Source organism: Bradyrhizobium pachyrhizi (assembly GCF_001189245.1).
GTDB classification, from domain to species: Bacteria; Pseudomonadota; Alphaproteobacteria; order Rhizobiales; family Xanthobacteraceae; genus Bradyrhizobium; species Bradyrhizobium pachyrhizi.
On the sequence record NZ_LFIQ01000116.1, the window covers coordinates 179238 to 190364 of the forward strand.

Annotated in this window: 11 protein-coding genes; 3 read left to right on the forward strand and 8 right to left on the reverse strand. The window is 64.9% G+C overall.

Features of this window, described 5'->3' with window-relative positions; translation table 11 throughout:
* From AKL29_RS31805 to AKL29_RS31820, 4 genes are all read right to left on the reverse strand, one after another.
* Positions 1 to 917 (reverse strand): pyridoxal phosphate-dependent aminotransferase (locus AKL29_RS31805; RefSeq protein WP_244482539.1); only part of this gene is annotated, 917 nt, incomplete at its 3' end.
* Between the two features lie 103 nt (positions 918 to 1020).
* Positions 1021 to 1875: an HTD2 family dehydratase gene (locus tag AKL29_RS31810; RefSeq protein ID WP_050386887.1), complete on the reverse strand. Its 855-nt coding sequence runs from the start codon at positions 1873 to 1875 to the stop codon at positions 1021 to 1023.
* 27 nt (positions 1876 to 1902) lie between these two features.
* A complete protein-coding gene (locus tag AKL29_RS31815) occupies positions 1903 to 3003 on the reverse strand; it encodes a CaiB/BaiF CoA transferase family protein (protein WP_050386888.1) in 1101 nt (366 codons plus the stop codon).
* Positions 3004 to 3014: 11 nt separating this feature from the next.
* Positions 3015 to 4184, reverse strand: a complete 1170-nt coding sequence (locus tag AKL29_RS31820) for an acyl-CoA dehydrogenase family protein (protein ID WP_050386889.1) — start codon at positions 4182 to 4184, stop codon at positions 3015 to 3017.
* Between the two features lie 161 nt (positions 4185 to 4345).
* Between AKL29_RS31820 and AKL29_RS31825 the strand changes: the two genes are divergently transcribed.
* On the forward strand, positions 4346 to 5269 hold the full coding sequence (locus tag AKL29_RS31825; protein WP_050386890.1) for a LysR family transcriptional regulator: 924 nt from the start codon (positions 4346 to 4348) through the stop codon (positions 5267 to 5269).
* A gap of 13 nt (positions 5270 to 5282) precedes the next feature.
* Here the strand turns inward: AKL29_RS31825 and AKL29_RS31830 are convergent, their stop codons facing one another.
* Positions 5283 to 5876, reverse strand: a complete 594-nt coding sequence (locus tag AKL29_RS31830) for a thiamine pyrophosphate-dependent enzyme (RefSeq protein WP_050386891.1) — start codon at positions 5874 to 5876, stop codon at positions 5283 to 5285.
* Positions 5876 to 6436, reverse strand: a complete 561-nt coding sequence (locus AKL29_RS31835) for a thiamine pyrophosphate-binding protein (protein ID WP_092090087.1) — start codon at positions 6434 to 6436, stop codon at positions 5876 to 5878. The genes AKL29_RS31830 and AKL29_RS31835 overlap by 1 nt, the downstream gene beginning before the upstream one ends.
* 314 nt (positions 6437 to 6750) lie before the next feature.
* On the opposite strand from AKL29_RS31835, the gene AKL29_RS31840 reads away from it, so the two are divergent.
* Together AKL29_RS31840 and AKL29_RS31845 are read left to right on the forward strand one after the other, a co-directional pair.
* Entirely contained in the window at positions 6751 to 8469 is a 1719-nt protein-coding gene (locus AKL29_RS31840) for a cache domain-containing protein (RefSeq protein WP_050386892.1), read from the forward strand.
* Positions 8470 to 8648: 179 nt separating this feature from the next.
* The gene (locus tag AKL29_RS31845) at positions 8649 to 9602 is read left to right on the forward strand and encodes an ABC transporter substrate-binding protein (RefSeq protein ID WP_050386893.1); all 954 of its coding nucleotides are present in this window, start codon (positions 8649 to 8651) and stop codon (positions 9600 to 9602) included.
* A gap of 83 nt (positions 9603 to 9685) precedes the next feature.
* Here the strand turns inward: AKL29_RS31845 and AKL29_RS31850 are convergent, their stop codons facing one another.
* Both AKL29_RS31850 and AKL29_RS45910 read right to left on the reverse strand, forming a co-directional pair.
* Positions 9686 to 10489 (reverse strand): isocitrate lyase/PEP mutase family protein, encoded by an 804-nt coding sequence (locus AKL29_RS31850; RefSeq protein ID WP_050386894.1) that lies wholly within the window; start codon positions 10487 to 10489, stop codon positions 9686 to 9688.
* Between the two features lie 67 nt (positions 10490 to 10556).
* The coding region (locus AKL29_RS45910; protein WP_244482532.1) for an alpha/beta hydrolase family protein at positions 10557 to 11127 on the reverse strand (571 nt) is incomplete at its 5' end.

Consider the following 11127-nt stretch of genomic DNA (forward strand, 5'->3'; position numbering starts at 1 on the left):
AGATCGGCGCCGCGATGGCTGGGATGGCGGGCGAACACGAAATTCGCCTGCGACGGCAGGACCTCGAAGTCCAGCTCAATGAGGCCACGGACCAGCGCCTCTCTGCTCCTGATGATGCGTTGCCGCGTCTCCTCGAACCACGCCTCGTCCTCGATGGACGCGACCGCGCCTGCGAGCGCGAAGCAGTCCAGCGGATAGGAGTTGAAGCTGTCCTTGACCCGCTCCAGCGCCTCGATCAGCGGGCGCTGGCCGATGGCGAAGCCGATCCGCAAACCGGCCAGCGCGCGCGATTTGGAGAGCGTCTGGATCACGAGCAGATTGTCGTGGTGCGCGACCAGCGGCACGGCGCTCTCGGCGCCGAAGTCGACATAGGCCTCATCGACCACTACCAGCCGGTCGGGATGCTCGGCGAGCAGCGCCTCGATCGCGGCGCGCGGCAGCGCGGTGCCGGTCGGTGCGTTCGGATTGCACAGCAGGATGGCGCTGCCGGGCCGCCGGTAGTCGGAAAGGTTCACCTGCATCGCTGCGTCGAGCGGCACGGTCTCGTAGCTGACGCCATAGAGGCGGCAATAGACCGGGTAGAAGCTGTAGGTGATGTCGGGAAACAGCAGCGGCGCATCGTGCTTCAGCAGCGCCGGGAAAGCGTGGGCCAGCACCTCGTCCGAGCCGTTGCCGACGAACACCTCGTCCGCCGTGACGCCGTAGCGCCTCGCGATCGCCTCACGCAGCGCGGTTGCGCGCGGGTCCGGATAGAGCCGCAGGCGATCCGTGGTCGCCGTGATCGCCGCCACCGCGCGCGGCGACGGCGGGTAGGGATTTTCGTTGGTATTGAGCTTGATGAGGCCGTCGATCTTCGGCTGCTCGCCGGGCACGTATGGCGACAGATTGTGGACGACCGAACTCCAGAAGCGACTCATGATCTGCGATCCAGGGATGAACGCGATCACAATAAGGAATACGAGGCGCCGATGAAAGCGCCTCTTTACTCTCTCGCATTATGACGCGCGTCGTGCTCGCGCGTTACCAGGTCGCCGTGCCTTTCATGGTCGGCTGGCCCTCGGCGTTCGCGGTCCACAGCTCCATCCCGCCGTCCTTGTCGCTGGCATTGATCGAGAACTCGCTGCCCTCGAACAGCGGCTGCACGCCGCGATAGGCGAGCTTCTTCGGCGGCTTGCCGCCGCGCAGCTTGGCGGCGAACTCGACGATGAAGGAAGCCTGCAGCGGGCCGTGGAAGATCAGCCCCGGATAGCCCTCGACCTTGGTGACGTAGTCGCGGTCGTAATGGATACGATGGCCGTTGAAAGTCAGCGCCGAGTAGCGGAACAAGAGCACCGGGTCGGAGACGTGGCTCTCGCGGTGCTGCGCGACCGGCGGAGGCGGCGGTGCCTTGGCGGGCGCAGCGCCCTGCGTGCTCGTCATCTCGCGATAGACGATGTCCTGCCGCTCGCGCACGGCAAGGCCGCGCGGGGTCGTCACCTCGTGATTGACCGAGACGAAGCACAGCGTGCCGGTCGAGCCCGATTTGACCGTGACGTCGACGATCTTCGAGGTGCGTTTGGCCTCATCTCCGATGCGCAGGCTGTCGAAGAATTCGAGCTCGCCGCCGGCCCACATCCGGCGCGGCAGCGGCACCGGCGGCAGGAAACCGCCGCGGGTCGGGTGGCCGTCGGGGCCAAGCTGCGACATAGGAAACACCGGCTGCGCCAGGCACCAATGCGTGGTCCACGGCGCGGCGTCACCGGCCTTCGGCTCGCCGATCTCCTGGAACAGCGTCGCGCGCAGCCCCATCACGAGATATTTGGTGACGACGTCGGAGGCCTCCGTGGTCTTGCCGATCCATTGGCGGAGATGATCGAGGTCGAGTTTGTCGCTCATGATTGTGTTGCCCGGGCAGGAGGGATTTCAGGAACGTCTGGTGCGCTCGCCGATCGCGGGCACCTTGCCGTAGTGCCTGTCCTCGCCGACCACGATCGCGGCCGGCGCCGGATAGCTGACCTTGCCGTTCGGCGTGTCGACCTCGATGCGGCGCAGATGCGGATGTTTCGCGAGGTCGTCCATGCTGTTGACCTCGGCAAAGGCGATGTCGGCCTCGGCAAGCTTCGCCAGCAGCTCCTCGCGCGTCAATTTGCCGAAGCTGTCGCTGACGATTCCGTCGGTCAGCACCCGGTTGCGCACGCGCTCGACCATGTTGGCAAAGCGCGGATCGTCGGGGAGGCCGGGCTGGCCCAGCACCTTGGCGCACAGCGTCTTCCACTCGCGCTCGCTCTGGATCGAGATCAGGATCTCCTTGCCGTCCTTCGAGCGGAACACGCCATAGGGCGCGATCGAGGGATGGGCGAGGCCGATCCGCTTCGGCGACTTGCCGTCCTCGGCATTGAGCAGCGGCACGGTGAGCCAGTCGGCCATCACGTCGAACATCGAGATCCGGATGTCGGCACCGTCTCCGGTGCGGCCGCGGCCGATCAGCGCCTCGAGGATCGCGGCATGCGCGGTGGCGCCGGTCGCGACGTCGACGATCGACATGCCGACGCGCGAGGCGCCCTCGGGGCCGCCGGTGATCGAGGCAAGGCCGCTCTCGGCCTGGATCAACAGGTCATAGGCCTTGCGGTCGGCATAGGGGCCGGTGTCGCCATAGCCCGTGATCGTGCACATGATCAGCTTCGGATAATCCTTGCGCAGCCGCTCGCGCGAGAAGCCGAGCTTGTCCATCGAGCCCGGCTTGAGGTTCTGCAGCAGCACGTCGGCGCCGGCGATCAGCGCCTCGAGCTGCGCGCGGCCTTCCTTGGTGGCGAGGTCGACCACGGCGGAATCCTTGCCGCGGTTCAGCCAGACGAAATAGCTGCTCTGGCCCTTTGCGGCGGCGTCGTAGCCGCGGGCGAAGTCGCCCTCGGGCCGCTCGATCTTGATGACATGGGCGCCGGCGTCGGCGAGGCGTGACGAGCAGAACGGCGCGGCAACCGCCTGTTCGACGGCGATGACGGTCAATCCCTCAAGCGGCAGCATGATCAAGGAACTCAGTAGGAGCGGGGCATGCCGAGCACGTGCTCGGCGACGTAGGACAGGATCAGATTGGTCGAGATCGGCGCCACCTGGTAGAGCCGGGTCTCGCGGAATTTGCGCTCGACGTCGTATTCCTCGGCGAAGCCGAAGCCGCCATGGGTCTGCACGCAGGCATTGGCCGCTTCCCAGGACGCATCCGCCGCCAGCATCTTGGCCATGTTGGCCTCGGCGCCGCAGTCGAGACCGGCTTCATATTTGCGGGTGGCTTCCTTCACCATCAACTCGGCCGCGCGCATCGAGGCGTAGGCCTTGGCGACCGGGAACTGGATTCCCTGGTTCTGGCCGATCGGTCGGCCGAACACGCTGCGCTCCTTGGCGTAGTTGGTCGCCTTGGCGATGAACCACTTTGCGTCGCCGACGCATTCGGCCGCGATCAGGATGCGCTCGGCGTTCATGCCGGACAGGATGTAGCGAAAGCCCTTGCCTTCCTCGCCGATCAGATTCTCCGCCGGCACCTTCATGTCGGTGAAGAACACTTCGGTCGTGGCATGGTTCATCATGGTGCGGATCGGGCGGATCTCCAGCCCCTTGCCCTTCACCTCGCGCATGTCGACGATGAACACCGAGAGCCCGTCGGTGCGCTTCTTCGACTGCTCCTTCGGCGTGGTGCGCGCCAGCAGGACCATCAGGTCGGAATATTCCGCGCGGCTGGTCCAGATCTTCTGGCCGTTGACGACGTAATGGTCGCCCTCGCGGCGCGCGAAGGTCTTCAGCGACGACGTGTCGGTGCCGCTGGTCGGCTCGGTGACGCCGAACGCCTGCAACCGCAACTCGCCGGTTGCGACCTTCGGCAGATACTTCGCCTTCTGCGCGTCATTGCCGTGCCGCAGCACGGTGCCCATCGTGTACATCTGGGCGTGGCAGCCGCCGCCATTGCAGCCGGCGCGCTGGATCTCTTCCAGGATCGCCGCTGCCGCCGACAGCTTCAGGCCGGCGCCGCCATATTCCTCGGGGATCAGCACCGAGAGATAGCCCGCCTCCGTCAGCGCATCGACGAATTCCTTCGGATAGGCCATCTGGCGATCGAGCTTGCGCCAGTATTCGCCGGGAAACTGCGCGCAGAGTTTGGCCACCGCGTCGCGGATGTCGGAATGGTCGTCGATGTGTTGATCGTGTGCGGTCATTGTTTCGTCTTGCCGAGAGGTTGCGCCAGAGCGTGTTCGAGCGAAGCGGGGAACGGAAATGGCTCTGGTTGCGGGCAAATCGCTCGCTGTTGTGGGGCCCCGGTAAACTCCCTATGCTGTTTTGTTATAGCGTATGAACCTGCCTTCCAGGATTGGCAAGTATGGATTTCCGCCAGCTTAGGACCTTTGCGTGCGTCGCGGAACTCGGCAGCCTGAGCAAGGCATCCGATACCTTGCGGGTCGCGCAGCCGGCGCTGAGCCGGCAGATCAAGCTGCTGGAACACGAGCTGCGCACCGAATTGTTCACGCGCAACGGCCGCGGCATGGTGCTGACGGATGCCGGCCGGCTGCTGCTGGCGCGCACCAGCGGTATCGTGCGGCAGATCGACCAGATCCGCGACGACATCCAGTCCGCCGGCGGCGCACCGTCCGGGCGCGTCGTGCTCGGGCTGGTGCCGACGGTGAGCTGCGTGCTGTCGGCGCGGCTGGCGCGGCGCACGGTGGAGCGCTATCCCGGCATCTCGCTCTGCATCGTCGAGAGCTACAGCGGCCATCTGGTCGAGTGGCTGCATCGCGGCGAGATGGACCTTGCCGTGATCTACGGCCCTTCGGTCGATCTGCATCTGGCGGTGCAGAGCCTCGGCCGCGACAGCATTGTCGCGGTCGGCCCGCGCGGCAGCGGGCTGAAGCCGAAGAAGCAGGTCGACTTCGGCTGGCTGATGCGCCAGCGCCTGGTGCTGCCAAGTCATTCGCACGGCCTCCGTGCGCTGCTCGAACATGCCGCGGCCAAGAAGAAGATCGATCTCGACGTCAAGCTCGAGGCGGATTCGTTTCGCGTGCTGACCAGCCTGGTCGAGGAGGGGCTCGGATATACCTTGCTGCCGCCGTCCTCGGTGCGCGCCGAGGTGGCGGAGGGCCGGCTCGAGACCGCCGCCATCGCGCGGCCGGCGCCGCGGCGCGAGCTGACCCTGGCTTCGCCGGTCGAGCATCCCGGCTCCAACGCGATGACGCTGATCGCGAAGCTGTTGCGCGACGAGGTCGCCGCGCTGCGCGCCGAGGGGCTCTGGGATATCCAGCTCGCCTGAGCGCGGCTTCGCATCAGCTCACCTTGAAGCCGAGATGGCCGCGGAAGCGGTTCTTCAGGTAGGTGCCGTCGCGCGGCGGCAGCGCGCGCTCGACCTCGCCGGCCGCGATCCGGATCCGCGCCAGCCGCGGGCCGCCGCCGAGATCGCGCAGGCTGGTGCGGAATTTCTCGATGCCGGCCATGTCGGCGATCTCACAGACATTGCCGATGCCCGCGCCATCGGCGATCACTTCGAGCCTGGCGCCGAGGCCGGAGTGACTCGGCTGCATGCCGGTCTCGCCGAAATGGCCGTTGTCGAGCACCGCGATCGAGAGATTGCCGGGCTGCTTGGTCGCGATCGTCAGCAGGCTGCCGATCCCCATCAGCTGCTCGCCGTCGCCGGTGATCACGAGCACCGGGCGCTTCGGCTGCGCCAGCGCAAGGCCGAGCCCGACCATCGCCGCGCCGCCCATCGCGCCCCACAGATAGAAATTGCCGGGATGCTCGCCGGCGTCGAACACGTCGTAGGAGGAGGAGCCGAGCCCGGAGATCACGAGCAAATCGCCGCGCTCGGCGAGCAGCGCCTTCACGGCGGCGCGGCGATCGAGAGTGCCTGTTGATGCCGACATCAGTGCGTCTCCTTGGTCCACTTCTTGCGGCCGATCATCCGCTGCGAGATCAGCACCGCGACCTGCTGGTCGCCGTCATAGGCGAGCGAGGCGGCGGCCGAGATCACCTCCTCGGCGTCATCGGGGTTCTCCAGCCGCAGCACGGTGGTGCCCATGATCTCGAACGCCTGCGGCGTCGCCCGGCCCATCGGGATCTGCCAGGGATTGAACTCGGCCCATTCGCCGCGCATCGTCACCAGCGTGAGCAGCGGGAAACGGCAGCTCGCCATCAGCGACAGCATGTTGACGCAATTGCCGACGCCGCTCGATTGCATCAACAGCACCGCGCGGTCGCCGCCGAGCCAGGCGCCGGCCGAAAGCGCCACGCCCTCTTCCTCTGTCGTCAGCACCGTGGTCTTGATATCGGCATCCGCGTGCGACAGCTTGATCAGCTTGGAATGTCCCGCATCGGGAACGTAGGACACCTGCGCCACGCCAAAGCTCTTCAGCGTGCGGTAGATCGCAACCGGCCAGTCCCGGCTGGTCGCGCTGTCCTGGTGAACGGCAATCTGGTCCATCATGGCCTCGGTACGGGACGCGCATGGGCGCGTCCTCACAGCGCTGGCTTTAAGCCAGGTCAGGGGTTTATTCTCTTCGCATCTGGCTCGCCCAGCTATGCCGGAATTTTATAGGGCCAGGGTTTTGCAGGGGCCGACGCAAGCGAAATGGCGGCCGGAGCCGGCTGCGTCCTTTGGTCGGGTCGAACAACAGCCCCATTACGGCCTAAAACGACGCTCTATGCTAGAACATGCCGATTGGCGGCAGCGCCGGGGCTACATTTTCAAGGCTTCATTTCGCATATCGATATATCCGTCGCATTTTCAGGGATCAGGGCATGATTGTCCGAGATCGGTTTCGCGGCCTCTTCCCAAAGTATTTTCTCGCACTGTTTCTGGCCGTCGCGTTTCCGCTCGTGATCAACGGGTCGATCGAAGCCTGGTTCGGTTACCGCGATCAGCGCGCAAGGCTGGACCAGTTGCTTGGCGTTCAGGCGACTTCCGCGGCCGCTGAAATCCATAACTTCATCTCCGACATTGCAAGCCAGCTTGGCTGGCTGGTCCAGCTTCCCTGGACCGACGAGGCCGACGAGGGGCGCCGAACCGATGCGTTGCGTCTGTTTCGCCAGGCGCCGGCCGTCGTCAGCCTGACACTCATCGACAACAATGGGTTGGAGCGTCTCTACGTCTCACGGGTCGGCCTCAATCGAATTGAAAGTCGGACCGACCGATCGGCTGAACCTGCGCTGGTCGGCGCCCATGCGCGCCAGGTTTGGTTCAGCGATGTCAGCTACAACAGAGGCTCAGAACCGTATTTGACCATTGCGCTCGTGGGTAACCGATCCGCGGTCGGCGCAGTCATCGCCGAAGTCAATCTCAAGCTGATCTGGGATGTCGTATCGGCGATCAAGGTGGGAGAGACCGGCCTCGCCTTCGTGCTGGACCGGCCGGGCCGTCTCATTGCCCATCCCGACATCAGCCTCGTCCTCCGCGGGCTGGAAGAAACAACCTCTCAGCCGTTTCGCACCATGCGCGACGCGATCGGCCCGGGAGCGGGCTTTGCGACGGGCCGGGACGGACAGGGACGTCCGGTTGCCGCCAGAGCGGCTCCGGTGGCGGGTCCCGATTGGACCGTCGTGGTGGCGCAGCCGCTCTCCGAGGCTTACGCCCCGATCTACGCCGCGTTGCGACGGACCACAGTGCTTCTCGCAGGCAGCACCGTATTTGCTGGGCTGCTCGCCTATGCATTCGCGCACCGAATGACCGAGCCGATCAGGCTGCTTGAGGAGGGGACGGAGCGGATCGGCGCCGGATCGTTCGAGCACCGCATTTCGATCCAGACCGGTGACGAATTTCAGCGTCTGGCAAGCAGCTTCAACAGGATGGCTGGCGAACTCGCCCTGGCGCAGCAGCACCAGGAGCGGATCGCGAAGCTCAAGCGGTTTCTCGCGCCTCAAGTCGCCGATCTCGTCGACCGTGCCGGCGATGACAGCGTGCTGGACGGCCGCCGCACTGACGTCGTCGTTGTGTTCTGTGACTTGCGCGGGTTCACCGCGTTTTCCGCGGGCGTCGCCCCCGAGGAAGTCATGAGCGTGCTGTCCGAATATTATGAGGTTCTGGGCAGGGTCATTGCGCGGTTCGAAGCAACGCTCATCAGCTTCTCGGGAGACGGGCTGATGGTGCTGGTGAACGCACCCGTGCCGGTCGAAGAGCCGGCGCTGAGAGCCGTCGATCTTGCGACCGAAATGCAGAAGCGCGTGCAGGGCTTGATCGGCGGCTGGCGGTCGCGGGGCTACCAGGTTGGCTTTGGAATAGGGCTTGCGAGTGGATCGGCGACGGTCGGGCGGATCGGCTACGAAGACAGGCTCGATTACACGGCCATCGGCAGTGTCGTAAATCTCGCCGCCCGCCTGTGCGCATCTGCCGCAGATGGGGAAATCCTGATGGACGCAGGGACCGCCGCAAGCGTCAGAGGCAAACGCTCCCTGCAGGATATCGGGAGTCGACAAATCAAGGGTTTCGATGACGCCATTCCGGTGTTCGGAATATCTTTTTGATGTGCGTCGGCCGATGCCGGCCGGAGCGGTTCGGTGCAGTCCATTGGCGACTGGTTTCGGATCGTGGGATATACTTCCGCCGACGGCGAACGCCAGCGGGTCGATAGAGCATGAGTTGCGCTCATTCTCGTGCAGCCACATCCCACGGACGCGGCAGCCGCCGTGAGGTCCTGTTGTTGATGGCCGCCGCCGCGGCTTGGACCACATCCTCGCGGGCGCAGAAGCCGTCGATGCCTGTGATCGGCTATCTTTGTCCGGAATCGCCGGAGTTGTTCGGCAGCCGGCTGAAGGCTTTTCACCAGGGACTTCGTGAAGCCGGCTTTGTCGAGGGCCGCGACGTTGCGATCGAGTATCGATGGGCCAATGGGCAATATGCCCAGTTACCTGCACTGGCCGGCGAATTGATCGCGCGCGACGTCGATGTGGTGGTTGCACCCGGCGGCGCGCCCGTCGCGCTTGCCGCCAAGGCGGCCGGCGTCACCAAGACAATCGTTTTCGAGATGGGCGGCGACCCCGTTCAGCTGGGTGTGGTGGATAGCCTGTCGCGGCCGGGAGGCAACATCACGGGAATCTCGAGCCTGAGCGTCGACGTGTCGCCGAAGCGGCTCGAGTTGATGCACGAACTCCTGCCGGCGACGAAAACGTTGGGGGTCGTGACCAACCCGACAAGTCCAACCGCCGGCTCGCAACTGCAGAGGCTTCAGGCCGCTGCCGAAACTTTGGGGGTCCATCTGCAGATATTGAGGGCAAGCAAGGAAGAGGAGTTTGAATCCGTATTCTCTTCCGTAGCGAGAGAGTCGACAAACGCGCTTGTTTTCACCTCCGATCCCTATTTTGCATTTCGCAGCCGGCGATTGGCCGATCTCGCACTGAAGTATCGTGTTCCCGCCGTCACGCAGACCCGGGATTTCCCGACAGCCGGAGGCTTGATGAGCTATGGCGGAGATTTCGTGCAGTCGCATCGACGCGCCGGCATCTACGCCGGCCGGGTTCTGAAAGGTGAGAAGCCTGCTGATCTTCCGGTCCAGCTGGTCACCAAGGTCGAGTTCGTCATCAACTTGAAGACCGCCAAACTGCTCGGCCACGAGTTCTCTCCTTCAGTCGTCAGCGGCGCAGACGAAGTGATCGAATGAGCCATTCGCTCATGAACCTGGTAGTCCGGCCGGCACGGACCGAATGGTCCGGCCGGACCGTGGCATCGCATGCGCTCACGGGCTCAACTGTTGGGCTGTAGAAACGCGCCGTATTGCTTGCTCGTGGCGAACGCGGCGGCCGCCTGTCCGATGACACGCATTGCCGCCATCATGGGCCATGGTCCAAGGCTCACCCTGCGAACACCCGCGCGGGCGAGCTCGCCGATTTCGGGCACGCCTTGCGTCACCATGATGTTGACGGGCAGGGGCGTCAGTTGAACGAATCTCTCGATCAGCGCAAGCTCGGTGAGCCCCGGCACAAAAATTCCATCGGCGCCCGCATCGGCATAGACCTTCGCACGTCTCGCCGCCTCATTCAGGCATTGCTCGGGCGAGCCGAACTTCAGCAGAAACGGATCGGTTCGCGCATTGATGAAGAGGTGAACGCCGAGTTTCTGCGCGGCGTCCCGCACCGCCCTGATCTTCGCGGCATGCTGCTCCGGAGCGACGAGCTGCCGCTTTCCGCCAACAAGCCCGTCCTCGATGTTGATGCCGATCGCGCCGGCCTTCAGGATCCTCGCCGCCGAATGCGCGGCGGCATCCGGAGTGTCGCCATATCCCGCCTCCAGATCGATCGACACCGGAACCGGCACCGACGCGGTCATCCGCGAGACCAGGCTTTCCACGATGTCGAGCGGGGCATTTTCGCCGTCGGCGTAGCCGAGTGCGGCCGCGACCGCCCCGCTGCTGGTCGCCACCGCCGGCGAGGTTTTCGCGATCGCCTTGGCGGTGGCGACGTCCCAGGCGTTGAACAGGACAAGCGGATCGCCCCGCTTGTGAAGTAGGTGAAACGCTTCGGCGTAGTGCTGCTGTGTCGTGGCGTCCATTGCGCGCACTCCTGGTCAGAGAATTCGAAAGATGGTGGCTGACGCGGCCGCAGGTGGCGGCGTCCGTTCAGTCGGCGGCGTGCGTTGTGAACCAGTCCATGATCAGACCTGTGACCTCGGCCTCACGCTCGAGGTGCGGGAAGTGGCCGACATCGGTCAGGACGATGCGTCGATAGGGGCCCTTGAAGAACGGCTCTTCCTTCGCCGCATATCTGGCCGTCGGATCGTTGCTGCCATAGATGGTCAGCGTCGGCGTATGCATCTCGTTCATCGGCAGCCAGCGCTCGCGTCCCGCGTGGAACAGGCCGCCATAATATTTGAGCGCCGCCGTCATGGTGCCGGGAGACGACAGCGTCTCTTTGATCGAGCGGAGATGCGCGTCGTCCTTGAACGCCGGCGACCACAGCTGCCAGAGATAATCGACGAACGGCAGTCCCTCGACATTGACCGACGAGTCGGCGCCGGGGAGCTGGAAGTAATAGAAATGGAACAGCGATCGAACGGCGTCGGGATCCTTCCTGATGCTTGAGAACGTGACGGGGTGCGCGGTGTTCATCACCACGGCGGCCTTGATCGCCGATGGCGCCGTGGCAAGCGCCTGGAAGGTCGACGTGCCGCCCCAATCCATGCCGACGACG

Coding starts and splice junctions, on each gene's coding strand:
- AKL29_RS31835 (WP_092090087.1), bottom strand. CDS start 6,436: ATGATGGACCAGATTGCCGTTCACCAGGACAGCGCGACCAGCCGGGAC.
- AKL29_RS31850 (WP_050386894.1), bottom strand. CDS start 10,489: ATGGACGCCACGACACAGCAGCACTACGCCGAAGCGTTTCACCTACTT.
- AKL29_RS31810 (WP_050386887.1), bottom strand. CDS start 1,875: ATGAGCGACAAACTCGACCTCGATCATCTCCGCCAATGGATCGGCAAG.
- AKL29_RS31845 (WP_050386893.1), top strand. CDS start 8,649: ATGGCCGCCGCCGCGGCTTGGACCACATCCTCGCGGGCGCAGAAGCCG.
- AKL29_RS31830 (WP_050386891.1), bottom strand. CDS start 5,876: ATGTCGGCATCAACAGGCACTCTCGATCGCCGCGCCGCCGTGAAGGCG.
- AKL29_RS31825 (WP_050386890.1), top strand. CDS start 4,346: ATGGATTTCCGCCAGCTTAGGACCTTTGCGTGCGTCGCGGAACTCGGC.
- AKL29_RS31840 (WP_050386892.1), top strand. CDS start 6,751: ATGATTGTCCGAGATCGGTTTCGCGGCCTCTTCCCAAAGTATTTTCTC.
- AKL29_RS31815 (WP_050386888.1), bottom strand. CDS start 3,003: ATGCTGCCGCTTGAGGGATTGACCGTCATCGCCGTCGAACAGGCGGTT.
- AKL29_RS31820 (WP_050386889.1), bottom strand. CDS start 4,184: ATGACCGCACACGATCAACACATCGACGACCATTCCGACATCCGCGAC.